The organism is Micromonospora sp. DT41, assembly GCF_049841715.1.
Classification (GTDB): Bacteria; Actinomycetota; Actinomycetes; order Mycobacteriales; family Micromonosporaceae; genus Micromonospora; species Micromonospora profundi.
In genome coordinates this window covers 21,708-45,203 of the sequence record NZ_JBNCKU010000026.1, presented here as the reverse complement: position 1 = coordinate 45,203, position 23,496 = coordinate 21,708, and the positions used below count along the sequence as shown (strand labels likewise).

The window sequence follows — 23,496 nt, the reverse complement described above, 5'->3', positions numbered from 1 at the left end:
ACGTCAACCGAATTACCGCCACCGCACGGGGGCCGGGGCGTCAGCTCGCGAGCACAGTGGCGACGGCCGCGATCAGGCCGTCCACGGTGCGGCTCGGCGCGAACCGCACGTCGGACCAGGTCCGTCCCCGGTGCAGCCAGACGCTGGGCAGCCCGACCGCTGCCGCGCCGCCGATGTCCGCCTCGGGGCTGTCGCCGACCACCCAGGCGCCACGCAGCGGCATCCGGACCCGCTGCGCGGCGAGCGCGAAGATCCGCGGGTTGGGTTTGCTGACCCCGGCCTCTTCGGAGATCACCCAGTCGGCGACGTAGCGGTCCAGCCCGGTCCGTCGGATCTTCGCGTCCTCGACGCGTACGGTCCCGTTGCAGACCACCACGGGCACCCAGCCGGCGTCGTCGGCGATGCGCAGCGCGCAGGCGGTCAGCGAGTCGAGCCGGGTCTGCGCCACCACGCCGTCGTGCAGCTCCTCGACCAGGTCGATCGAGGGGATACGCAGCTCGTACCGGTCCCGGATGGCGTCGGCCAGGTCCCACCGGTCGGTCAGCCCGTCGGCGTCGAGGGAGATCAGCCAGTCGATGTCGGTGGGCGGCGCCCCGATGCCGCCCAGGAAGCGCTCACCCCAGCGGCGGAACGGCCCGGCCCGGTCCAGCAGGGTGTTGTCCAGGTCCAGCAGGAGCAGTGGCACTCGGGCACCCTACGGGACCGACGTGTCCGCCAACAGATGCCGTGTGTTTCGGCCTCGCTCAGGCTCAACAGGTAAGCGACACCCGTGGGCCGCCCTGGCTCGGCAGCCGGTCGGCGAGCATCGAATGGGCGGCCCGGGTGGCGGCGAGGACGGCCGGGTCCAGCGTCGCCACCACCACCGCCGTACCCTCGTCGGCGCCCCTGGCCAGGGTCCGTCCCTGCGGGTCGTACACCGCCGCGCCGCCGTTGAACCGCCACGGGTCGGCACCCCCGGCGGCGTTGGCGAAGACCACGAACATCGTGTTGTCCAGGGCCCGCGCCGCGTAGTACAGGTCCCGGCGGTGCTCGGAGCCGGCCAGATAGCCGCTTGGGCACAGGTAGGCGTGCGCGCCGTCGAGCGCTGCGGCGCGGCCGTGCTCGGGGAAGCAGCCGTCGTAGCAGATGCCCAGCCCGAGTCGCCAGTCGTCGACGAGCAGCGTGGCGCCCCGCCCACCCGGCGTGAACAGGTCGCGCTCGCCGCCCCACAGCTGCTGCTTGTCGTACCCGAGTCGGATACCGCCGGTCCGGTCGGCCACAAGCGCGGCGATGGTCCGCCGGCCGTCCGGGTGCCGGGCCGCGGCACCGACCACCACGGTGACCCCGGCCGTACGCGCCGCGTCGCGCAGCGGGTCGAGCCGGGGGTCGGCGACCGCTCCGGCCGGGTCGACGGCGACGTCGGTGCCACTCGGGTCGGCGGCGAGGGTCGGCGGGTGGTACGCGCAGAGGTACAGCTCGGGCAGGACGACCACACGGGCGTTCTGCCCGGCCGCCTGCCGGACCAGCCCGGCGGCGGCGCTCGCGTTGCCGGCGACGTCACCGGGCGTGGGAGTGGCCTGGACGGCGGCGACGGTCAGCGGCGCGGCGGGCACGGTGGGAGTCACCGGGCGATGGTAGCGGTGCCGATCCCGGCGAAATACCAAGCCGTACGTACGGTTTGCACGGCGGGGGGTGACCTGCGACGATCGACCCGTGCCAAGAGTAAGCCAGGACCAGCTCGACGCGCGCCGGCAGGAGATCCTCGCCGCCGCGCGCGCGTGTTTCGCCAGGCACGGCTACGAGGGGGCGACCGTCCGCCGTCTGGAGGAGGCCACCGGGCTCTCCCGGGGCGCCATCTTCCACCACTTCCGGGACAAGGACTCGCTCTTCCTCGCCGTCGCCGAGGACGACGCCGCCGTCATGGTCGAGACGGTCGCCCGCAACGGTCTCGTGCAGGTGATGCGCGATCTGCTGGCCCGCGCCGTCTCCCCCGACACGACCGGGTGGCTCGGCAGCCAACTGGAAGTGTCCCGCCGCCTGCGCACCGACCCCGCGTTCGCCCGGCGTTGGGCGGAGCGGTCCGCCGCCATCGCCGAGGCCACCCGGGACCGGCTGGCCCGCCAGCGCGACGCCGGGGTGCTGCGTGAGGACGTACCTATCGACGTGCTGGCGCAGTTCCTGGAGCTGGCCTACGACGGCCTGGTGCTGCACCTGGCGATGGGCCGACCGGCCGGCGACCTGGGCCCGGTGCTCGACCTCGTCGAGGAGGCCGTGCGCCGCCGCTGAGCCCGTTTCGCCGCGTGGCGGCGGTGCTCCACAATGAGGCCGCCGATCCCTCCGGCGACAGGAGCAGCCGATGATCGTCCACGCCGCGTCGGGCGACACCTGGGGCATCCCCGGCCCGACCTTCCTCCGGTTCTACCTGGTGGCGACCGCAGTGGTCGTCGCGCTCGCGGTGTGGCACCGGGTCCGGCTGGCAGCCGGCCCCCGGAGCGCCTTCGTCGAGCCGCTCGGCCCGCAGCAGGCGGCATACCTCAACGGTGGGCCCGGGCTCGCCGTACACGCCGCGCTCGGCGGGCTGCGAGGTAGCGGCGCGATCGGTGTCGGGCCGGACCGTCGGCTGCTCACCACCGGCCCGGCGCCGACCGGCCTCACCCCGCTGGACCAGGCCATCCACTGGGCGGCCCACCAGCGCTCCCGGGCCCGGGACCTGGGCCAGGACCAGCGGGTACGCACCGCGCTCGACCAGCTCCGCACCGGCCTGGAAGAGCGTGGGCTGTTGCCGACAGCGGCGCGGCGGGCCACCGCACGTCGGTGGGTACGGATCCTCGCCGTCCTGCTGGTGCTCGGTGTGGTGCGGTTGGCCGCCGGTCTGTTCAACGGCCGCCCGGTGGGCTACCTGGTGGCCACCCTGTTCGGCGTGCTGGTGGCGGTGCTGCTGCTCTGGCGCATCCCGCAGACCACCCGGGCCGGCCGGGCGGCGTTGCGCGACCTGCGCCGTCAGCACACCCACCTGGCTCCCGGATCGGCCCCCGCCTACGCCACCTACGGCGCGGCCGGCGCGGCGATGGGCGTGGCCCTGTACGGCGCCGCGTCGCTCTGGGCGATCGATCCCGGCTTCGCCGAGCAGGCCGAGATCCAACGGCAGGCGATGGCCAGCGGAGGCTGGTCGTCGGGCTACAGCGGCGGATCGTCGGGTACCACCGGCAGCTCCTGCGGGGGCGGCAGCTCCTGCGGCAGTGGTGGAGGTGGTGGCTGCGGCGGTGGTGGGTGCGGCGGATGACCGGCCCGTACGGCGTCGGCATCGGCTGGCGCCCGGAGATCGCCGGTTTCGTGGCCGAGCTGCCCGGGCTGCGGTTCGTCGAGGTGGTGGCCGAGTCGGTGCCCGCCACCGGGCCGCTCCCGCCTGGGCTGGCGCAGCTGCGTGAGCGCGGCGTGAGCGTCGTACCGCACGGGGTGCGGCTCTCCCTCGGCGGCGCCGAGCCGGTCGACCCGACCCGTGTCGCCCACCTGGCCGAGGTGGCACAGCGGTTGGGAGCGCCGCTGGTCAGCGAGCACATCGCGTTCGTCCGGGCCGGCGGGCTTGAGGCCGGCCATCTGCTGCCGTTGCCACGCAGCCGGGAGGCTGTCGACGCGGTCTGCGCCAACGTGGCCCGCGCGCAGGCCGACCTGCCGGTGCCGATCGCGCTGGAACCGATCGCCGCGCTGTTCGACTGGCCCGACGACGAGCTGGACGAGGCCGACTTCCTCACCGAGATCCTGGACCGGACCGGCGCCCTGCTGCTGCTGGACGTGGCCAACGTGCACGCCAACGCGCGTAACCGCGGCACCGACCCGCTCGCGCTTCTCGACCGGCTGCCGCTGGAACGGATCGGCTACGTGCACGTGGCCGGCGGGGCGGAGCACTGCGGTTTCTACCACGACACGCACACCGATCCGGTGCCGCAGGCGGTGCTGGAGCTCGTCGGCGCGCTCTGCGCCCGCAAGCGGCCACCGGCGCTGCTGCTGGAACGCGACGGTGGCTATCCGCCGGCCGCCGAGCTGCGCGCCGAACTGGACGCCCTGGCCGCGGCCGCGGGCTTCCCGGCAGTGACATGACAGGCGCTCCCCCGCCCACCGACGGTGGGCCGCCCGGAGGTCGCCTCGCCGAGCGGCAGGCGGAGCTGGTGGCGGCGCTTGTCGCCGGGGGCCCGCCGCCGGCCGGGTTCGCCACCGGACCGCTGGCCGCCACCCGAACGGCGCTGCTGCGCAAGCGTGCCGGCGACGTTGCCCGGCACTGGCCGCTGGTCGCCGCCGGCCTCGGCAAGCTGTGGTGGACGACGTTCGCCGGTTGGGCCGACGGCCGCCCCACCGCCGGTTCGCTACGCGACGGGTGGGACCTGGCCCGGCACCTCCGCGAGCGCAACGCGCTGCCTCCGGCGGGCGCCGAGGAGCTGGCCGTCCGGGAGGCGGGCCTGCGCTACGACGGGCGACAGACGCCGTGTCCGCGCCGGATGCCGGCAGTGGGCCGCGCCGGCGGCGCCGTCGCGGTGCAGATCGCCGGTCGGGTACGCCTGCTGCGCCCCGCCCCACGCCCACCGGCCCCCGTTGAGGATGGCGCACCGGATGCGGCAGGATCGGCCGCATGGATCTCGGACTGACCGACCGGGTGTACGTGCTCACCGGCGCCTCCCGTGGCCTGGGCTATGCGACGGCGCAGTGCCTTGTCGCCGACGGGGCGCGGGTGGTGCTGTCGGCCCGCGACGCCGACGCGGTGGCAGCTGCCGCCCAGCAGTTGGGCGGCCCGGAGCACGCTGTCGGGTTGGCCGCCGATCTGGCCGACCCGGAAACCCCGGAGCAGCTCGTCGCGGCGGCACGGGAGCACTTCGGTCGGGTCGACGGCGCGCTGATCTCGGTCGGCGGCCCACCGCCCGGCAACGCCGCGTCGATCACCGACGAGCAGTGGCGGCACTCCTTCGAGACGGTCTTCCTCGGCAGCGTCCGCGCGGCGCGTACCGTCGCCGCCGCCCTGCCCGAGGGCGGCGCGATCGGGCTTGTGCTCTCCACCTCGGCCCGCGGCCCGGTGCCCGGTCTCGGCATCTCCAACGGCCTGCGGCCCGGCCTTGTCGGTGTCGCCAAGGACATCGCCGACGACTACGGCCCGCGCGGCGTACGCGTCGTCGGTCTGCTACCCGGCCGGATCATGACCGACCGCAACCGGGAGCTCTTCGCCGCCACCGGCGACCCCGAGCAGGCCCGCGCCGAGGCCGAGGCAAGCATCCCGCTGCGGCGCATCGGCGACCCGGCCGAGTTCGGCCGGGTGGCCGCATTCGTGCTCTCCCCCGCCGCGAGCTACCTGACCGGCCTCACAGTGCCGGTCGACGGTGGCGCGCTGCGCGGCCTGTGACAGCGGGCGCAGGCCGGCGCTCCGACGCCGCCGGCACTGAACCGCCGACGCTGGCACGGTCGTCCACCAGCCGAGCCGGGCCGACGAGCGCGGATCTGCCGGCCGCCGCGGACTTGCCGGCCGCCGCGCACCTGCGGCCGACGCGCGCGGATCTCGCCGCCGCCGCCGACCGGACCATCCCCGACGTGCTCACGCCTGGCTTGGCGGTGCTCTTCGTCGGGATCAATCCCGGCCTCTGGTCGGCCGCCACCGGCCGGCACTTCGCCCGACCCGGCAACCGGTTCTGGCCGGCGCTGCACGCGGGCGGGTTCACCCCCCGACTGCTGCACCCGAGCGAACAGGACGAGCTGCCCGCCCTCGGACTCGGCATCACCAACATGGCCGCCCGGGCCAGCGCCCGCGCCGACGAGCTGAGCGCCGAGGAACTCCTCGACGGTGCCGCGATCCTGACCGACAAGGTGACCCGCAACCGCCCGCGCTGGGTGGCAGTGGTCGGCGTGACCGCGTACCGAATCGGTTTCGGCAGGCCGAAGGCCACCTTCGGGCCGCAGCCGGAGCCACTGGCCGGGGCACGGCTGTGGGTGCTGCCGAATCCCAGTGGCCTCAACGCACACTTCACGCCTGTCACGCTGGGTGCCGCGTTCGCCGAACTGCGGGTGGCCACTGGCCTGCCCGACCGCCGCCAGGCGTGAGCGTTCTGCTCACCGGCAGGTGCGCGGACCCTCGGGTCAGTTGGCGGCGGCGGGCGGCATCGCTTCGTCGGCGACGTACGTGCCCAGCGGCATGACGATCGGCTCGGGGCCTGTCGCGTCGACGAACGGTCGGGGCGAGTCGGCGACGGCGAACTGGGTCCGGTACAGCTCGGCGTAGAGCCCACCGACCGCTACCAGCTCGTCGTGGCGACCCCGCTCGACGATCCGCCCACCGTCGAGGACCAGGATCTGGTCGGCGTCACGGACGGTGGAGAGCCGGTGTGCGATAACCAGCGCCGTACGCCCGGCAAGCGCCACAGCAAGTGCCCGCTGAACGGCCGCCTCGCTCTCGGAATCCAGGTGTGCGGTCGCCTCGTCGAGGATCACGATCGACGGGGCCTTGAGCAGCAGCCGGGCGATGGCGATGCGCTGCTTCTCGCCGCCGGAGAACCGGTAACCGCGCTCCCCCACAGTGGTGTCCAGGCCGTCGGGCAGTGACCGGACCAGATCGGCGACCTGGGCACCGGCGAGCGCGGCCCAGATCTCGTCGTCGGTGGCGTCCGGCTTGGCGTAGCGCAGGTTTTCGGCGATCGTCTCGTGGAACAGGTGCGAGTCCTGGGTGACGACGCCGATCTCGTCGCGCAGCGAGGCGAGCGTGGCGTCGCGGACGTCCACCCCGCCGACCAGCACCTGACCGTCGGTCACGTCGTAGATCCGGGAGATCAGCATCGACAGCGTCGACTTGCCGGCGCCGGACGGGCCGACAAGGGCGACCATCTGCCCCGGCTCGACGCTGAACGAGACGCCCTTGAGCACCGGCTCGTTTATCGTCCGGTCGAGGGTGGAGACCTCCTCCAGGGAGGCGAGGGAGATCTCGGCGGCGCTCGGGTAGCGGAACCGCACGTCGCGGAAGTCGACACGGCCGCTGCCACGGGGCACCGGCACCGCGTCGGGCTTCTCCACGATGCCGGGCTTGAGGTCGAGCACCTCGAAGACACGGTCGAAGGAGACAAGCGCGCTCATCACGTCCACCCGGACGTTGGAGAGCGCGGTGAGCGGCCCGTACAGGCGGGTCAGCAGCAGCGCGAGGGTCACCACGGTGCCCGCGCTGACACCACCGGTCACGGCGAGCCAGCCGCCGAGGCCGTAGGTGAGCGCCTGCGCCAGCGAGGCGACAAGCAGCATCGCGACGAAGAACGTCCGCGAGTACATGGCGGACTGGATGCCGATGTCGCGCACCCGCTCGGCCCGCCCGGCGAACCGGCGGGCTTCGATGTCGGGCTGCCCGAAGAGCTTCACCAGCAGCGCGCCGGCCACGCCGAACCGCTCGGTCATCGTGGCGTTCATCTTGGCGTCGAGGTTGTACGCCTCGCGCGTGATGTCGGCAAGCCGCCGGCCGACCCGGCGGGCCGGAATGATGAAGATCGGCAGGAGCACCAGCGACAGGGCGGTGATCTGCCAGGAGAGGGTGAACATCACCGCGGCGGTGAGGACCAGCTGGATGACGTTGCTGACCACGCCGGACAGGGTGGAGGTGAACGCCCGCTGGGCGCCGAGAACGTCGTTGTTGAGCCGACTGACCAGGGCGCCGGTCTGGGTGCGGGTGAAGAACTGCAACGGCATCCGCTGCACGTGGTCGTAGACCCGGGTGCGCAGGTCGAGGATGATGCCCTCGCCGATGCGGGCGGAATACCACCGCTGGGCCAGGGAGAGCAGCGCGTCGGCGACCGCGAGCGCGGCGATGAACAGCGCCAGCCGGATCACCAGCCGGCCGGCCTCGGTGCCACCCCTGTTGATCGCGTTGATGACGTCACCGGCGAGCACCGGGGTGGCCACGCCGATGATGGCGGCCAGGACCACTGTGACCAGGAAGACGATGATGTCGCGCCGGTAGGGCTGGGCGAACGCCACGATGCGCCGGGCCACCCCGCTCTTGAGCCGGTGGGTGGAGACCTCGTCGCGGTTGCGCAGCGACCGGAGCATGCTCCACCCGGCCATGCCACCGCCGGACATGTGGTTGGACACGCTCACCTCCGGGTCATCGGGCGCACCGCACCGTCAGGCCAATTCTCCCGACGAGTGTGACAACCTCAGTCGTAACCCGGATCTTCCCGGACGGTCCTTACTATTCGCCGCGGCCGGCGAGGTCCCGCAGGCGGCGGGTCTGCGCCTCCCGCTCGGCGCGCTGCTGATCAGCGTGCGACCGCCCGGCGGCGCCGGCAATCAGCGCCTTGATCTCCACCACCGCGTCGCGGGCGCCGGCGAGCAGGCCCGCCGTGAGGTCACGGACCGCACCGTCAAGATCACCCGGGGGTACGACGAGTGTGGCCAGCCCGATCCGGTCCGCCTCGGTGGCGTCCAACCGTCTGCCGGTCGCGCAGATCTCCAGTGCCCGGGAGTAGCCGACCAGCTCGACGAGACGCTTCGTACCGGCCAGGTCAGGCACCAGACCCAGGGTCACCTCGGCCATCGACAGCTTCGCGTCGGCGGCCAGGACGCGCAGGTCACAGGCGAGCGCCAGCTGGAAACCGGCGCCGATCGCGTGGCCCTGCACGGCCGCGACGGAGATGATGTCCGGTCGGTGCAGCCAGGTGAAACCGGCCTGAAGCTCGGCGATCTGGGCCGCGCACTCCTGCTCGGACAGCGTGGCCAGCTCGGCGAACGAGCCAGGGCCGGACGCGCCGGCCACAGCGAGGTCGAGGCCGGCGGAGAACGCACGCCCCTCGCCACGGACCACCACGACCCGCACATCGCCGGGCAGGTCGCGGGAGAAGTCGCTCATCGCTCGCCACATCGCGGGCGTCTGGGCATTGAGCACGTCGGGCCGGCACAACGTCACCGTGGCGACCGGCCCGTCGCAGGCCAGCCGAACCCCGGTCGCCTCGGCGGTCACCGGGCAACCCGGGGCGCGGCGTTGGTGAACGACGCGGAGTGGCGGGTCACGCCTTCTTGCGGCGCCGGGCGCCGCCGCGCTGGCGCAGCTGCACCCCGGACTCAGTGAGCACTCGGTGGATGAACCCGTAGGAGCGGCCGGTCGAGGCCGCCAGCGCGCGGATGCTTTCCCCCGAGGTGTACCGCTTTACCAGGTCCTTGGCGAGCGTCTGACGCTCGGCTCCGACGATCCGGCGACCCTTCTCAGTGCTGGTGGCTGTGCCAGTGGCTGCCATGCTGTGTCCTCACGTCCCAGACTGTGCGGTTCGGATACGGTCCCACCTATTAGACCGCCTTGAACGATCATGCGCCAGATATCAACTCTTCGCCAACCGACACGCTATGCAATGTCAGCTTCCCGATAGAGTGATCCTCACAATCGGCTCCCCCGCGCCGGTCGGGTACGGCGACATCGGGCCGCACCCCGTAGCCTTCGGCCGTGATCGACCTGGTGGGCACCGCGGCCGGCGCGGCAGTCGTCTTCGCCGCCACCAACATCGACGACATCGTCATCCTGACGATCTTCTTTGTCGCGGCCCGCACCACCGGACGACCTCACACCTGGCAGATCGTCGCCGGCCAATACCTCGGCATCAGCGCGCTTGCGCTGGCAAGCGTGGTGGTCGCCGCCGGGCTGCTGGTGGTGCCGGACCCGTGGACCGGGCTCCTCGGCCTGCTCCCGATCGCCCTCGGCGTCCGCGCGCTGCGTGGCTCCGACGACGACGCTCCGACCACTGTCGTCACCGGGACGCTCGGTGTCGCAGGGGTGACGATCGCCAACGGCGCTGACAACGTGGCCGTCTACGTACCGGTGTTCCGGGCCCTGGGCCCCGCCGACAGCGTGGTGTTCCTGCTGGTCTTCGCGCTGCTCATCGCGGCGTGGTGCGCCGTCGCGGCGTGGCTGGGCGGGCACCGGAGGGTGGTCGGCCTGGTCGAGCGCGCCGGCCACTGGCTGGTGCCGGCGATCTTCGTCGCCATCGGGGTGGTGATCCTGGTCAGCTCCGGAGTGCTCGGCGCACTCGTCGACCTGCTCGGCTGAGCCGCCGGAGACGACCGCCCACGCCTCAACCGCGCAGGCTGGGCGCGGTCAGTCAACCTCCGGCTCGACGCGCGGTCAGGCCAGCTCGACCAGTTCGAGGAGGTCGTCGCTCCAGGCGTCCTCGTCGCCGTCGGGCAGCAGGATGGCCCGGTCCGGCTTGAGCGCCAGCACAGCGCCCGGGTCGTGCGTGACAAGCACTATCGCGCCCGGGTAGTTGGCGATCGCGTCGAGCACCTGCTCCCGGCTGACCGGGTCGAGGTTGTTCGTCGGCTCGTCGAGCAGCAGAACGTTGGCGCCGGAGCAGACGAGGGTGGACAGGGCCAGCCGGGTCTTCTCGCCGCCGGAGAGCACCCCGGCCGGCTTGTTCACGTCGTCGCCGGAGAACAGGAACGCGCCGAGGATCTTGCGCAGGTCGGTGTCGGACTGCTCGACGGCGGCGGCGCGCATGTTCTCCAGCACCGTCCGCTCCACGTCCAGCGTCTCGTGCTCCTGCGCGTAGTAGCCCAGCCGCAGCCCGTGCCCGGCGTGCACCTCGCCGGTGTCCGGGGTGAGCAGCCCGCCGAGCATCCGCAGCAGCGTCGTCTTGCCGGCGCCGTTGAGGCCCAGGATGGCCACCCGGGATCCTCTGTCGACAGCCACGTTGACGTCGGTGAAGATCTCCAGCGAGCCGTACGACTTGGACAGGCCGGTAGCGGTGAGCGGCGTCTTGCCGCACGGCGCCGGGCTGGGGAAGCGCACCTTGGCCACCCGGTCGGCGACCCGCACCTCCTCCAGGCCGGAGATCAGCTTCTCGGCGCGGCGGGCCATGTTCTGCGCGGCGACGGTCTTGGTGGCCTTGGCCCGCATCTTGTCAGCCTGCGCCATCAGCGCGCCGGCCTTCTTCTCGGCGTTGGCCCGCTCCCGGCGGCGGCGACGCTCGTCGGTCTCCCGAGCCTCCAGGTACGCCTTCCAGCCCAGGTTGTACACGTCGATGACGGAGCGGGTGGCGTCGAGGAACCAGACCTTGTTGACCACCGACTCCAGCAGCGCGCCGTCGTGGGAGATCACGATCAGGCCGCCCTTGTGGTTGGCGAGGAAGCCGCGCAGCCAGGTGATCGAGTCGGCGTCGAGGTGGTTCGTCGGCTCGTCGAGCAGCAGGATGCCGCCGCCGTTCTCGCCAGCGTCGCGGAACAGGATCCGGGCCAGCTCGATGCGGCGGCGCTGACCGCCGGACAGCGTGCCGATGGTCTGCGCGAGCGCGCGGTCCGGCAGGCCCAGGTTGGCGCAGATCCGGGCGGCCTCGGCTTCGGCGGCGTAACCGCCGAGGGCGGCGAACTGGTCCTCCAGCGCGCCGTAGCGACGGACCAGCTTCTCGTTGGCGTCCTCGGCCAGCTGGGCCTCGATCTCCTGCATCTGGGCCATGAGCACGTCGAGGCCGCGGGCGGAGAGCACCCGGTCGCGGCCGGTCACGTCCAGGTCGCCGGTACGCGGGTCCTGCGGCAGATAGCCGATGGCGCTGCGCTGGTCGATCTGACCGCCGTACGGCTGGCCCTCACCGGCGAGCACCTTCAACGTGGTGGTCTTGCCGGCGCCGTTGCGGCCGACCAGGCCGATCCGGTCACCGGGCTGCACGCGCAGCGTGGTGTCGGACAGCAGGATCCGGGAACCGGCGCGCAGTTCCAGGCCGGTGGCAGTGATCATCTGTTTGGGGCTCGCTCTCGGGGTCCGGAAGGCTGACTCGGGGCACGCGAAACGGCCGGCGGGCTCAAGGGCCCGACGGCGCGGGGCGGTTCAGCCTTCGCAGCGCAGCACCCGACAAGTGTACCGGGCGCGGCTGGACGCCCCGCCGGATTACCAATCAAGATCATCGGGTACCGGAACCGCTGTCCGGACCCCCTTCCGGACAGCCATGACAGAACGACATCAAAACGACACTCACGGCATACGGCGATCGGGGTCAGCATGGAACTCAACGAGCGGGCCGAACTCGACACGTCCCAGGTCAACGACCGGGGACGCGGCGGCGGAGGCGGCGGTGGCTTCGGCATTCCCCTGCCCGGCGGCGGTGGACGCGGCGGGCTGATCGGCATCGTGGTGACCGTCCTGATCGCGCTCCTCGGTGGCGGGTTCGGCCTGAACGCCATGACCAACGGCGACGAGGGCGGCGGGCAGGCCGGCGGCACCGACCTGGAGCAGCTGTGCTCGCGTGACAACCCCCAGCGCTTCGACGACGTACGGTGCCGCAACGTGCTCTACGTCAACAGCATCCAGGGCTACTGGCAGAAGGCGTACCCCGAATTGGGCAACGGCAAGTACGAGCCGACCGACACCAACTTCTTCCAGGCGGCGGTGAACACCGGCTGCGGGCAGGCCGACTCGGGCGTCGGCCCGTTCTACTGCCCCGCCGACCGGCAGGTGTACATCGACCTGAGCTTCTACGACGAGCTGGCCTCCCGGTTCGGCGCCAAGGGCGAGTTCGCCCAGCCGTACGTGCTCGCCCACGAGTACGGCCACCACGTCCAGAATCTGCTCGGCACCAACGAGAAGGCCGGCCGGGGCGACCAGAGCGGTCCCCGCTCCGCCTCCGTACGCCTTGAGTTGCAGGCCGACTGCTACGCCGGCGCCTGGGCCAAGTACGCCACCGAGAGCAAGGACAAGACCGGCCAGGAGCCGCTGTTCAAGTCCATCACCCAGGCCGACATCAGCGAGGCGATGCAGGCCGCCGAGGCGATCGGCGACGACAGCATCCAGGAGCGCTCCGGCGGCCGGGTCAACCCCGACCAGTTCACCCACGGCACCTCCGAGCAGCGCCAGCGCTGGTTCCAGCAGGGCTACGACCGCGGCGACCCCAAGGTCTGCGACACCTTCGGCACCGACCAGCTCTGACGGGTCGACGACGCCGACGTGGGCGTCCCGACGGCCGGCACCGGCCGTCGGGGCGCCCTTTCGCATGACCGGCGTGGCGTCGTGGCTGCCCGGTCAGGCGGGCGGGGCGGGATCCCGGACCAGGACGTGGACCGCCCGGGCGGCGGCCACCGAGGCGACAAGCACAGCGTGGCGGGGCTCGGGAACGTCGAGCAGCCGCCCGGCCCGCAGCGCGGCGAGCGGAGCCAGGCGCCGGTCGGCGAGGATGCCGTCCACAGTGCGCCGGTCGCCTCCGGTCACCACGGCGTCGAGCGTGCCGGCCTCCGGCAGCAGCAGCCGCACCGCGAGTTCGACAGCCTCACCGAGGGCGGCCTTCGCCTGGTTGTCGCGCCGGCGGGCGAAGCGGTGCTGGGACCAGCCGCCGGCGGCGGTACGACCCTGCACGTAGCTGCTGTCCACCTTGGAGACCACCAGGGCCTCGCCCACCGCCACGCCCACCGCGACAGCGCTCTTGCGCGCCAGCAGCAGCCCGATCCGGCGGGGTGCGGTGACGGCGGCGAGGAACCCGGGCAGGTCGTCGCCGGGGTCCGCGCCCGGCGGGGCGTGCAGCTCGGCGGTGGCACCGTCGGGGGCGGCGAGCAGCAGCCCGTACCCCTGGATGGTCGTGGTGGGCGGGCCGTGCCGGTCGGTGAAGCCCTGGACCCAGCGCCCGACGCGGGCCGGGTCGACCTCGACCCAGCGGCCCCCTCCGGCTGCGGGTCGGCTGCTCATGGGCCCGAACCTACGGCACCGCGGTGCCGGCGGCCCGCCCGGCCACCCGCATCGCCCGACCAGACGCCGTGGTGTTCGCGCGGAGGCGGAACATCGGCCTGATCCCTCAACATCAAGACATCGACTGCCCGCAGTACCCTCGCCGCTGACGGATGGCGGTACCGGCCCGCTGCCGACAGCGGTCGCCGCCGCGCCCATCGACGAGGAGACGCGCGTGGAGCCGACGAAGGAGCAGACGGAGGATCCGGCCGACACCCAGGCCGCCGCCCCGGCCGGCGGCGCGGCGGCGGCAGGCGTCCGGCGCCTGCGGGTACGGGACCTGGTCTGGTTCCCGCTGGGACTGGCCCTGCTCTTCCTCGGTGTGCTGCTCCCCCTCCGAGAGGCGTACGTCGTCGGCTGCGTGATGGCGCCGGCAGGTGTCGCGACGGTGGTCTTCAGGATCTGCGCAGGGATGCTCACCACCCGGCCGCGCCCGGTGCTCGTCGTCACTGTGGCTCTCGCGACGGTGGTGGCCGGGGCGCTCATCACCGCGCCGCGAGTGGCCATGGCCCGGCTGGACGCCCCTTTCCTGTGGCGGATGCCGGGACCCGTTCTCGAAGTCGAGGTCCTGCCACAGGTGCTGCTCACGAGCGACGACCGAAGCCTGTGGGGGCACGACCCGGAGACGGGCGCGGAGATCTTCACGATCAAGAGGAGCAACGGCCGGGTCTACGTCGGCCCGGACGGTGGCATCTTCGTGCAGAACAGGGAGCAGAGCAGGTACTTCGACGCCAAGGGCTCGCTGCTGTGGGAGCAGGCGCTACCTTCTCGCACATCCACCAGAACCAGGGTCCTTGTCCAGGAGGTGGTCGCCATGGGCACCGGCATCGTCGTGCTGCGCGACTGCCTCATCCCCGGCCCCGGATGCGTCTACACCGGGTACGGGACCACCGGGGGCGTGGCGTGGACGTTGTCGGGCCACGACGGCAAGCCCGTGATCGGCGCCATGTCCCACCGGAAATCAATCACCACCGACGGCATCACCGTCGCCCCCACAGTCGTCACGATGACCGCCGAGGAGAAAGTCCGGGGATCGCGTGTGCCCGGGTCGACAGTCGTACGCGGGGCCGACGGGCAGGTGATCGGCACCATGCGCGGCGACGCGAAAGCCGTCATCGGCGACACTGTGGTGCTGGACGTCGGCGACTGCCAGTTCGCCGCCGCCCGGGGAGGTCAGATCCTCTGGACCACCCGGGGCATGCCCTGCGAGGAACGCACGGGCGACCGCACCCACCCGCCGCGCTACTACAAGAGCCGTCTCTACCTGCCGACGTTCACCGACGGCGAGATGACCGGCACCGCCACCGTCAACCTCGACGACGGGCAGTGGCGGATGACGGGCCCGCTCCTGACGGGCAGCTCGGACTACTCGCTGCCCGCGGCCACGGCAGGCGTGGCCGGCGACGACGTCTGGGTCGAGCGGCACGGTTCGCGGCTCACCGCCGTGGACGCCGCCACCGGCAGGGAACTCTGGACCCACGACGCACCGGGCAACCTTCCAGCCGGCGTCGGAAACGGAACCGTCGTGGTGACCTCCCTACTGGACGGCAGGCTCACCGAACTCGCCGGGCATCCCCTGATCGGGGACAAGAGGACGGCCTACCTCGTCACAGTCCTCGACGCCCGCACCGGGCAGACGACCGCCCGCCTGGTCATGACAGCCCGGGTGTCGCCTCCCGAGGGCGTCGGCGTAGCGCCAGGGCGAGCCTTCATCCAGGGCTGGCCGCTGAGCGACGAGGACGACGAGTACGACGCCGGCGTCGTGGGCCGGCGAGGCGCGGCGCGATAGGGCGACTGCCGGGTGACGGGGCGGCCCGGACCGGTCAGCCGGGCAGCATGGCGGCCACCGCAAGCGCGGCGATGAGCGCGCTGGAGACCAGGCCGGTGAGCAGCCGCCCGCGCGGTCCGGTCAGTGCCCGCCCGACCATCGTGCCGCCGCCCGCGACGAGCAGTTGCCAGCTCGCCGACGCCAGGAACACACCGGCCACGAAGAGCGTTGCCGCGCCCGGGCCCGCAGCGGCGGTGTCCCGACGACCGAGCACCAACGCGGTGAAGTAGAGCACCGTCATCGGGTTCAGCAGGGTCAACCCGAGCAGTGCCGCGTAAGCCCGCCCGGGCGTGCTCAGACCCCGTCCGACGGGTGCCGTCGGCGTATGCCGCGACCGGTGGGCGGACCAGGTCCGCCACAGACCGTGCGTGGCCAGACCGAGCAGGACAACGGCGGCGACCACCCGTAGCGGCCCGGCGACCGGCGCGATGATCCCGGCCAGGCTCGCACCTCCGAGCGCGGCGGCCGCCGCGTAGAGCCCGTCGGCCGTCGCCACCGCGAGCGCCGCGGCCGCGCCGACCCGAAACGAGGTACGCGCGCTCAGGCCCATGATCAGGATCGCGATCGCGCCGACGGGGATGGCGACGCCGTAGCCGGCCACCAGACCGGCCAGGAGCGCCCCGCTCACGGGCGTCGGTGTCGGGTCGAGGCCCGTCCCCGGACCGGCCGCTGTCGACGTACGGCGGTGGCCGCACGGACAGGGACCTGCATCGGGTACGCCTCAATCACACGCGCATCCTGCGCGCCGAATCCACGCCCGCGCCACCGGATTTCCCGCGCCTTCCACCTTGGCGGCGACCAAGATTCGCGCAACCTCGGGGATGTTGCTGCCTCCGAGGTGCCGGAGACAGCACTATCGCTGATGTTGCGCGGATCTTCGACCTGGTGTGGGCGGAACGCGTCGAGCGCGATGCCCCAGGGGGCATCGCGCTCGACGGGCAGAGCCGACCGGAGTCGACTCAGACGTTGAAGCCGAGGGAACGGAGCTGGTCCCGGCCCTCGTCGGTGATCTTGTCGGGGCCCCACGGCGGGAGCCACACCCAGTTGATCCGGATGTCGTTGACCAGGCCGCCGCCGGGGCCGGTGGTCAGCGCCTGCCGAGCCTGGTCCTCGATCACATCGGTAAGCGGGCAGGCCGCCGAGGTGAGCGTCATGTCCAGGGTGGCGATGTTCTCGTCGTCGACGTGCACGCCGTACACCAGACCGAGGTCGACCACGTTGATGCCCAGCTCCGGGTCGACGACGTCCTTCATCGCCTCCTCGATGTCGGCGATCATGGCCTTGCTGACGCCGGCCGTCGGGGCGGCGGCGTCGCCGGCACCCGAGGTGGCGGCACCGTCGGTCGTCGCGGCACCGTCGGTCGTAACCGCGTCGGTCTGCGGCGCCGCGGTGGCGTCACCAGCCTCCGGCGTCGCCGCGGTAGCGGTGTTCTCGCTCATGCCGTCCCTCCGCTTCGCTGCGTGATGCCATCCGGCACCACCGCTTTGCACCTGTGATTCCCGCGCTGCCGGTCGCTCACGCCTTCACCTCCGGGCTCGCGCCCACACCGGCGCGTGCCGCGGCGTCCTTGAACGCCATCCACGGCAGCAGCGCGCACTTGACCCGGGCGGGATAGCGGGCGACACCCGCGAAAGCCACCCCGTCACCGAGTACGTCCTCGTCCGGCGTGACCTGACCACGACCGGACATCAACTCGACGAACGCCTCGTGCACCTCGAAAGCTTCCCCGGCGTCCCGGCCGCGCAGCAACTCGTGCAGCACGCTCGCCGAGGCCTGGCTGATCGAGCAACCCATCCCGTCGTACGAGATGTCGTGCAGCACGGTGCCGTCGGTGGCCACCCGGACGGTGACCTCGTCGCCGCAGGTCGGGTTGACGTGGTGCGCCTCCGCGACCCGGTCACCCGCGTCGTCGGCGTCGCGCAGGCCACGCCCGTGCGGATGCTTGTAATGATCCAGGATGATCTCCTGGTAGAGCTGGTCGAGCTGCACCATCAGTCGAACACCTTCCGCACCTGCTCCAGACCGGCCACCAGAGCGTCGATCTCCTCGGTGGTGGTGTAGAGGTAGAACGAGGCCCGGGTCATCGCCGGGACACCGAACCGGCTGCACACCGGCTTGGCACAGTGGTGGCCCACCCGCACCTGCACGCCGAGCGAGTCGAGCACCTGACCCACGTCGTGCGGGTGCACGTCACCGAGCGCGAACGAGATGGTGCCGCCCCGGCCGACAGGCACTGTCGGGCCGAAGATCCGCAGGTCACGCACCGAGCCGAGAGCGTCCAGCGCGTACGCCGTCAGCTCCTTCTCGTGCCACTGGATGGCCTGCATGCCGATCCCGGTCAGGTAGTCCACCGCCGCGCCGAGCGTCACCGCCTCGGCGATCGGCGGGGTGCCCGCCTCGAACCGGGCCGGCGGCGCGGCGAACGTCGACCGCGCCATGGTGACCGTCTCGATCATCGAGCCGCCGCCGAACACCGGCGGCATGGCCGCGAGCAGCTCACCCCGGCCCCAGAGCACGCCGATGCCGGTGGGGCCGCACATCTTGTGCCCGGTGAACACGATGTAGTCGGCGTCCAGGTCGACCACGTCGATGGGCAGGTGCGGCACCGACTGCGAGCAGTCCAGCAGCAGCAGGGCGCCCACCTCACGGACCCGCGCGGTGATCCGGGACGTGGCGTTGACAGTGCCCAGGATGTTCGACATGTGCACCAGCGAGACGATCTTCGTCCGTTCGGTGACCAGGTCGTCAAGGCCCGACTCGTCGATCCGGCCCTGGTCGGTGACCGGGAACCAGCGCAGGGTCGCGCCGGTCCGCTCGCAGAGCAGCTGCCACGGGACGATGTTCGAGTGGTGCTCCATCTCGGAGATCACCACCTCGTCGCCGGGGCCGAGCCGGAACCGGGGGTCACCGTCGGGGCGCAGCGAGGCGTTGGAAAAGGCGTACGCCACGATGTTGATCGCCTCGGTGGAGTTCTTGGTGAACACCACCTCGTCCGGGCTCGGCGCGTTGATGAACGCGGCGATCTTGGCCCGTGCGCCCTCGTACGCCTCGGTGGCCTCGGTGCCCAGGGTGTGCACCGAGCGCGACACGTTGGCGTTGTGCCGCGCGTAGTGCTCGGCGAGCACGTCGAGCACCTGCCGGGGCTTGTGCGAGGTGTTGGCGCTGTCGAGGTAGACCAGCGGGTGGCCGTTGATCTCCCGTTCCAGGATCGGGAAGTCGGCGCGTACCCGGGCCACGTCGAAACGCGGCTCGTCGTCGTACTGCGGCATCCCCTGGGGGATCGCGATGCTGGTCATCTCGGCAGCGCCTCTCTCGGTCAGGCCCGGGCCGTGCCAGCTCCGGCGGCGTACCGCTCGTAGCCCTCGGCTTCGAGCTTGTCGGCCAACTCCGGGCCGCCCTGCTCGACGATCCGGCCGGCCACGAAGACGTGCACGAAGTCCGGCTTGATGTAGCGCAGGATCCGCGTGTAGTGGGTGATCAGCAGCACGCCGGTGTCGCCGGTGTCGCGGACCCGGTTGACGCCCTCGCTGACCACGCGCAGCGCGTCCACGTCGAGGCCCGAGTCGGTCTCGTCGAGAATCGCGATCTTCGGCTTGAGCAGCTCCAACTGGACGATCTCGTGCCGCTTCTTCTCACCACCGGAGAAGCCCTCGTTGACGTTGCGCTGGGCGAACGCCGGGTCCATCTGGAGGCGCTCCATGGCGCCGCGCAGCTCGCCGCCCCAGGTGCGCAGCTTCGGCGCCTCGCCGTCGATGGCGGTCTTGGCGGTACGCAGGAAGTTGGCCACCGAGACGCCGGGCACCTCGACCGGGTACTGCATGGCCAGGAAGAGGCCGGCGCGCGCCCGCTCGTCGACGGTCATGGCCAGCACGTCCTCGCCGTCGAGCGTGACGGTGCCGCCGGTGATCTCGTACTTGGGGTGACCGGCGATCGAGTACGCCAGGGTGGACTTGCCGGAGCCGTTCGGCCCCATGATCGCGTGGGTCTCACCGGACTTCACGGTCAGGTCGACACCGGCCAGGATCGGCTTGAGCTCACCCTCGGGCAGCTTGACCGACACCTTCAGGTCGCGGATCTCCAGGGTGCTCATTATCGGGTCACTCCATTACTCGGCGTCAGGCTGAGGTAGATGTCGCCGTCGCGGACTTCGACGGGGTAGACGGGTACGGGTTCGGTGGCCGGCAGGCCGGTGGGCTCGCCGGTGCGCAGGTCGAAGCGGGAGCCGTGCAGCCAGCACTCCAGCGTGCAGCCGTCGACCTCACCCTCGGACAGGGCGACAGCGGCGTGCGAGCACTCGTCGTACGCGGCGTAGAACTCGCCGTCCTCGCCGTGCACAAGCGCGATCGGGGTGCCGTCGACGTCCGCGCTGATCGCGGTGCCCTTCGGCACGTCCTCGGTGGAGCAGATCCGGATCATCAGGCGCCGGCCTTGGTGAGCCGGGCCTCGATGGCGTCGCCGAGGCGCTCACGCAGCGACTCCACCGGAATCTTGTTGATCAGCTCGGCGAAGAAGCCGCGGACCACCAGGCGGCGGGCCTCGCCCTCCGGGATGCCCCGGGCCATCAGGTAGAACAGCTGCTCGTCGTCGAAGCGGCCTGTCGCGCTGGCGTGACCGGCGCCGGCGATCTCGCCGGTCTCGATCTCCAGATTGGGTACGGAGTCGGCCCGCGCGCCGTCGGTGAGCAGCAGGTTCCGGTTGATCTCGTACGTGTCGGTGCCTGTCGCCTCGGCCTGGATCAGCACGTCGCCCACCCAGACGGTGCGCGCGTCCTCGCCCTGCAGGGCGCCCCGGTAGCCGACGTAGCTGCGGCAGTCCGGCACGTTGTGGTCGACCAACTGCCGGTGCTCGAGGTGCTGGCCGGAGTCGGCGAAGTAGACGCCGTACAGCTCCGCCTCGCCACCGCGACCGGTGTATTCCACGCTTGTGAACTGCCGGACGAGGTTGCCGCCGAGGGTGACCTGGACGTGCACCACCCGGGCGTCCCGACCAAGCTTGATCTTGAGGTGCTGCGCCTGCACCGCGTCCTCGGCCCAGTCCGCGACGGTGACAAGGGTCAGCTTCGCCCCGTCGGCGACCGTCACCTCGACGTTGTCGGCGAGCGTGACCGAGCCCTCCTGGGAGAACACGACTGTGGCCTCCGCGAACCGGCCCACCTGCACCTGCGTGCGGGCCAGGGACAGCTCCTCGGGGTACGCGCCAAGCAGCCGCACGACCACCGGCTCGGCCACGACTGCTTCGGCCGCCACCTCGACCAGCGCGACCCGCGCCGCCCCGCCGTGGGCCAGCGCGCTGACCCGGTCGACAGGCACCAGCACCGACGCGACGCTGGCGTCGGACGGCTCGACGAGCCGCACCGACACCCCGGCCGGCAGGTCCGGGTGCTCCACAGTGACGCCCCGACCGGTGGCGGCCGAGGTGTCAGCCGTGGCCAGGCCGCGGAGGCGCTTGAGCGGGGTGAAACGCCACTCCTCCTCCAGGCCGGTGAGGGCCGGGAAGTCGGCGACGTCGTACGAGCGCAGCGCCTGCGACTTGGTGCTGGGCGGTGGCGCGGAAGCCTGGGTAGTCATGTCTTCCTTGGTCTGTTCTGCGATTGAGCGGAGGGTCGGTCGGGGTTGGTCGCGGCCCGGCCCGCCGGGCAGGGCTCGGACAGGGGCCGCGTTTCGCCCGACGGGTCAGGCGGGATCTGCCGGCTGGGTCAGCCGACCGCGCCCTCCATCTGGAGTTCGATCAGGCGGTTGAGCTCCAGGGCGTACTCCATCGGGAGCTCCTTGGCGATCGGCTCGATGAAGCCACGCACGATCATGGCCATCGCCTCGTCCTCGCTCAGACCCCGGCTCATCAGGTAGAAGAGCTGATCGTCGCTGATCTTGGAGACGGTCGCCTCGTGCCCCATCGCCACGTCGTCCTCGCGGATGTCGACGTACGGGTAGGTGTCCGAGCGGGAGATCGTGTCGACCAGCAGCGCGTCGCACTTGACAGTGCTGCGGCTGTGGTGCGAACCCTCAAGCACCTGCACCAGACCCCGGTACGAGGTGCGGCCGCCGCCCCGGGCGATCGACTTGGAGATGATCGTCGAGGACGTGTGCGGCGCGGCGTGCACCATCTTGGCGCCCGCGTCCTGGTGCTGGCCCTCGCCGGCCATCGCCACCGAGAGCACCTCGCCCTTGGCGTGCTCGCCGGTCATGTAGACCGCCGGGTACTTCATCGTCACCTTGGAGCCGATGTTGCCGTCGACCCACTCCATGGTCGCGCCCTCGTGGCAGACGGCGCGCTTGGTGACCAGGTTGTAGACGTTGTTCGACCAGTTCTGGATGGTCGTGTAGCGGCAGCGTGCGTTCTTCTTGACGATGATCTCCACGACGGCGCTGTGCAGCGAGTCGGAGGAGTAGAGCGGCGCGGTGCAGCCCTCGACGTAGTGCACGTACGCACCCTCGTCGACGATGATCAGCGTCCGCTCGAACTGGCCCATGTTCTCCGTGTTGATCCGGAAGTAGGCCTGCAGCGGGATCTCCACGTGCACACCCTTCGGCACGTAGATGAACGAGCCACCGGACCACACGGAAGTGTTCAGCGCGGCGAACTTGTTGTCGCCGACCGGGATCACCGTGCCGAAGTACTCCTTGAAGACGTCCTCGTGCTCGCGCAGCGCCGTGTCGGTGTCCAGGAAGAGGACACCCTGCTCCTCAAGGTCCTCACGGATCTTGTGGTAGACGACCTCGGACTCGTACTGCGCCGCGACGCCGGCGACCAGCCGCTGCTTCTCCGCCTCCGGGATGCCCAGCCGGTCGTAGGTGTTCTTGATGTCCTCGGGCAGGTCCTCCCAGCTGGTGGCCTGCTTCTCGGTGGACCGCACGAAGTACTTGATGTTGTCGAAGTCGATGCCGGTGAGGTCCGCGCCCCAGGCCGGCATCGGCTTGCGGCCGAACAGCCGCAGACCCTTCAGACGCAGGTCGAGCATCCAGGCCGGCTCGTTCTTCTTGGCCGAGATGTCCCGCACCACCGCCTCGTTGATGCCGCGCTGGGCGACCGCCCCGGCGGCGTCCGGGTCGGACCAGCCGTACTCGTAGCGACCCAGGGCGGCGAGCTGCTCTTCCTGGGTCAGGGGCTGGACGATCTGCTCGGTCATCTATCTGTCCTCACAGTGGTGACGGGATTACCGGATTGTGCGCGGCTCGGTTGGGTCGGGATGTGCGTGGTGCACACCCCGTCGCCGTGCGCGATGGTGGCCAGGCGCTGCACGTGGGTGCCGACCAGGCGGGAGATCACCGCGGTCTCGGCCTCGCACAGCTGGGGAAACTCGGCGGCCACATGCGCCACCGGGCAATGGTGCTGACAGAGCTGGCCACCGGAGGCGATCGTGGTCGCGTTGGCAGCGTAACCCTCGGCGGTGAGCGCTCCGGCGAGTGCCTCCGCCCGCGCGAGGGGGTCGTCGCCGGCGTCCTCCATGGCGGCGCGGCACCGCGACTCCAGGGCGGACACCTGCTCGGTGGCGAACGCCTCGACGGCGTCCGAGCCGCCGCTGCGGGCGATCCAGCGCAGCGCGGCGGTGGCCATGTTGTCGTAGTGGTGGGTGCCGCAACGACCCCGTGCCGCATCGGTGAGCAGGAACACCTTGGCCGGGCGACCCCGACCGCGGCTGCCCCGCACCGTCTGCTCCCGGGCGACGACGTCACCGTCGGCGAGCATCGCGTCCAAGTGTCGGCGGATCGCCGCCGGGCTCAGGCCCAACGCCATGCCGAGCTGTGCGGCGGTGGTGGCGCCCCGCTCCAGCAGCAGCTGGGTGACCCGGTCGCGGGTGGAGATCTCGGTCGCCGCGAGTGCGCCAGGCGTGGTCACGACGGACGCGCCGACGGACGCAGGGGCCGTCGGCTGCTGCCCCGAGAGCGCCGCCGCGTTTTTCACAACGCCAACGTTACGTAATTACCCGGAGGGCCGCAAACCCGGGTCCCGGTGATCCGAACCACCGACCCCACCGAGTCGGAAGAAC

General features: G+C 71.7%; 25 protein-coding genes. 9 read left to right on the top strand and 16 right to left on the bottom strand.

Features of this window, described 5'->3' with window-relative positions; genetic code table 11:
• Positions 1-40 precede the first annotated feature (40 nt).
• Together ACLQ23_RS29950 and ACLQ23_RS29945 are read right to left on the bottom strand one after the other, a co-directional pair.
• The gene (locus ACLQ23_RS29950) at positions 41-685 is read right to left on the bottom strand and encodes an HAD family hydrolase (protein ID WP_355594408.1); all 645 of its coding nucleotides are present in this window, start codon (positions 683-685) and stop codon (positions 41-43) included.
• A gap of 64 nt (positions 686-749) precedes the next feature.
• Positions 750-1,604, bottom strand: a complete 855-nt coding sequence (locus ACLQ23_RS29945) for a carbon-nitrogen hydrolase family protein (RefSeq protein ID WP_425736075.1) — start codon at positions 1,602-1,604, stop codon at positions 750-752.
• Positions 1,605-1,692: 88 nt separating this feature from the next.
• On the opposite strand from ACLQ23_RS29945, the gene ACLQ23_RS29940 reads away from it, so the two are divergent.
• From ACLQ23_RS29940 to mug, 6 genes are all read left to right on the top strand, one after another.
• The gene (locus ACLQ23_RS29940) at positions 1,693-2,265 is read left to right on the top strand and encodes a TetR/AcrR family transcriptional regulator (RefSeq protein ID WP_151489832.1); all 573 of its coding nucleotides are present in this window, start codon (positions 1,693-1,695) and stop codon (positions 2,263-2,265) included.
• Between the two features lie 70 nt (positions 2,266-2,335).
• A complete protein-coding gene (locus tag ACLQ23_RS29935; RefSeq protein WP_355631398.1) occupies positions 2,336-3,262 on the top strand; it encodes a TIGR04222 domain-containing membrane protein in 927 nt (308 codons plus the stop codon).
• The gene (locus ACLQ23_RS29930; RefSeq protein ID WP_425736074.1) at positions 3,259-4,077 is read left to right on the top strand and encodes a DUF692 domain-containing protein; all 819 of its coding nucleotides are present in this window, start codon (positions 3,259-3,261) and stop codon (positions 4,075-4,077) included. The genes ACLQ23_RS29935 and ACLQ23_RS29930 overlap by 4 nt, the downstream gene beginning before the upstream one ends.
• On the top strand, positions 4,074-4,619 hold the full coding sequence (locus ACLQ23_RS29925; RefSeq protein ID WP_425736073.1) for a hypothetical protein: 546 nt from the start codon (positions 4,074-4,076) through the stop codon (positions 4,617-4,619). The genes ACLQ23_RS29930 and ACLQ23_RS29925 overlap by 4 nt, the downstream gene beginning before the upstream one ends.
• Complete coding sequence (locus ACLQ23_RS29920) at positions 4,604-5,365, top strand: SDR family oxidoreductase (RefSeq protein WP_425736072.1); 762 nt, start codon at positions 4,604-4,606, stop codon at positions 5,363-5,365. The genes ACLQ23_RS29925 and ACLQ23_RS29920 overlap by 16 nt, the downstream gene beginning before the upstream one ends.
• Positions 5,366-5,460: 95 nt before the next feature.
• On the top strand, positions 5,461-6,057 hold the full coding sequence (gene mug, locus ACLQ23_RS29915; RefSeq protein WP_425881424.1) for a G/U mismatch-specific DNA glycosylase: 597 nt from the start codon (positions 5,461-5,463) through the stop codon (positions 6,055-6,057).
• A 36-nt stretch (positions 6,058-6,093) separates the two neighbouring features.
• Here mug and ACLQ23_RS29910 read toward each other — a convergent pair whose 3' ends face one another.
• From ACLQ23_RS29910 to ACLQ23_RS29900, 3 genes are all read right to left on the bottom strand, one after another.
• Entirely contained in the window at positions 6,094-8,070 is a 1,977-nt protein-coding gene (locus ACLQ23_RS29910; protein WP_355594540.1) for an ABC transporter ATP-binding protein, read from the bottom strand.
• Between the two features lie 112 nt (positions 8,071-8,182).
• Positions 8,183-8,950 (bottom strand): enoyl-CoA hydratase/isomerase family protein, encoded by a 768-nt coding sequence (locus tag ACLQ23_RS29905; RefSeq protein ID WP_355594394.1) that lies wholly within the window; start codon positions 8,948-8,950, stop codon positions 8,183-8,185.
• A 46-nt stretch (positions 8,951-8,996) separates the two neighbouring features.
• Positions 8,997-9,224 (bottom strand): helix-turn-helix domain-containing protein, encoded by a 228-nt coding sequence (locus tag ACLQ23_RS29900; RefSeq protein WP_007462679.1) that lies wholly within the window; start codon positions 9,222-9,224, stop codon positions 8,997-8,999.
• A 203-nt stretch (positions 9,225-9,427) separates the two neighbouring features.
• On the opposite strand from ACLQ23_RS29900, the gene ACLQ23_RS29895 reads away from it, so the two are divergent.
• Positions 9,428-10,027, top strand: a complete 600-nt coding sequence (locus ACLQ23_RS29895; RefSeq protein ID WP_355594392.1) for a cadmium resistance transporter — start codon at positions 9,428-9,430, stop codon at positions 10,025-10,027.
• A 75-nt stretch (positions 10,028-10,102) separates the two neighbouring features.
• Here ACLQ23_RS29895 and ACLQ23_RS29890 read toward each other — a convergent pair whose 3' ends face one another.
• The gene (locus tag ACLQ23_RS29890) at positions 10,103-11,707 is read right to left on the bottom strand and encodes an ABC-F family ATP-binding cassette domain-containing protein (RefSeq protein ID WP_355594390.1); all 1,605 of its coding nucleotides are present in this window, start codon (positions 11,705-11,707) and stop codon (positions 10,103-10,105) included.
• A gap of 261 nt (positions 11,708-11,968) precedes the next feature.
• Between ACLQ23_RS29890 and ypfJ the strand changes: the two genes are divergently transcribed.
• Positions 11,969-12,892: a KPN_02809 family neutral zinc metallopeptidase gene (gene ypfJ, locus ACLQ23_RS29885; protein ID WP_355594388.1), complete on the top strand. Its 924-nt coding sequence runs from the start codon at positions 11,969-11,971 to the stop codon at positions 12,890-12,892.
• 93 nt (positions 12,893-12,985) lie between these two features.
• On the opposite strand, the gene ACLQ23_RS29880 is transcribed toward ypfJ, so the two are convergent.
• Positions 12,986-13,642 (bottom strand): acVLRF1 family peptidyl-tRNA hydrolase, encoded by a 657-nt coding sequence (locus ACLQ23_RS29880; RefSeq protein ID WP_355594386.1) that lies wholly within the window; start codon positions 13,640-13,642, stop codon positions 12,986-12,988.
• A gap of 214 nt (positions 13,643-13,856) precedes the next feature.
• Between ACLQ23_RS29880 and ACLQ23_RS29875 the strand changes: the two genes are divergently transcribed.
• Positions 13,857-15,470 (top strand): PQQ-binding-like beta-propeller repeat protein, encoded by a 1,614-nt coding sequence (locus tag ACLQ23_RS29875; protein ID WP_425881422.1) that lies wholly within the window; start codon positions 13,857-13,859, stop codon positions 15,468-15,470.
• A gap of 34 nt (positions 15,471-15,504) precedes the next feature.
• On the opposite strand, the gene ACLQ23_RS29870 is transcribed toward ACLQ23_RS29875, so the two are convergent.
• The 9 genes from ACLQ23_RS29870 to ACLQ23_RS29830 all read right to left on the bottom strand — a co-directional run bounded on the left by ACLQ23_RS29870 (position 15,505) and on the right by ACLQ23_RS29830 (position 23,411).
• Positions 15,505-16,137, bottom strand: a complete 633-nt coding sequence (locus tag ACLQ23_RS29870) for a LysE family transporter (RefSeq protein ID WP_355594382.1) — start codon at positions 16,135-16,137, stop codon at positions 15,505-15,507.
• A gap of 331 nt (positions 16,138-16,468) precedes the next feature.
• Positions 16,469-16,948, bottom strand: coding sequence for a metal-sulfur cluster assembly factor (locus ACLQ23_RS29865; RefSeq protein ID WP_355594380.1), 480 nt, complete (start codon positions 16,946-16,948; stop codon positions 16,469-16,471).
• Positions 16,949-17,024: 76 nt separating this feature from the next.
• Positions 17,025-17,498, bottom strand: coding sequence for a Fe-S cluster assembly sulfur transfer protein SufU (sufU, locus tag ACLQ23_RS29860; protein ID WP_355594538.1), 474 nt, complete (start codon positions 17,496-17,498; stop codon positions 17,025-17,027).
• Between the two features lie 2 nt (positions 17,499-17,500).
• Positions 17,501-18,805 carry a cysteine desulfurase gene (locus tag ACLQ23_RS29855; protein WP_355594378.1) on the bottom strand — a complete coding sequence of 435 codons (1,305 nt, stop codon included), beginning with the start codon at positions 18,803-18,805 and terminating at the stop codon, positions 17,501-17,503.
• 20 nt (positions 18,806-18,825) lie between these two features.
• Positions 18,826-19,599 (bottom strand): Fe-S cluster assembly ATPase SufC, encoded by a 774-nt coding sequence (gene sufC, locus ACLQ23_RS29850; protein ID WP_355594376.1) that lies wholly within the window; start codon positions 19,597-19,599, stop codon positions 18,826-18,828.
• Entirely contained in the window at positions 19,599-19,925 is a 327-nt protein-coding gene (locus tag ACLQ23_RS29845; protein ID WP_279518066.1) for a non-heme iron oxygenase ferredoxin subunit, read from the bottom strand. The genes sufC and ACLQ23_RS29845 overlap by 1 nt, the downstream gene beginning before the upstream one ends.
• A complete protein-coding gene (sufD, locus tag ACLQ23_RS29840; RefSeq protein ID WP_355632296.1) occupies positions 19,925-21,076 on the bottom strand; it encodes a Fe-S cluster assembly protein SufD in 1,152 nt (383 codons plus the stop codon). The genes ACLQ23_RS29845 and sufD overlap by 1 nt, the downstream gene beginning before the upstream one ends.
• Before the next feature lie 128 nt (positions 21,077-21,204).
• Positions 21,205-22,635 (bottom strand): Fe-S cluster assembly protein SufB, encoded by a 1,431-nt coding sequence (gene sufB / locus ACLQ23_RS29835; RefSeq protein WP_355594372.1) that lies wholly within the window; start codon positions 22,633-22,635, stop codon positions 21,205-21,207.
• Positions 22,632-23,411 carry a helix-turn-helix transcriptional regulator gene (locus ACLQ23_RS29830; RefSeq protein WP_425736071.1) on the bottom strand — a complete coding sequence of 260 codons (780 nt, stop codon included), beginning with the start codon at positions 23,409-23,411 and terminating at the stop codon, positions 22,632-22,634. Before ACLQ23_RS29830 ends, sufB begins: the two co-directional genes overlap by 4 nt.
• Positions 23,412-23,496: the final 85 nt, after the last annotated feature.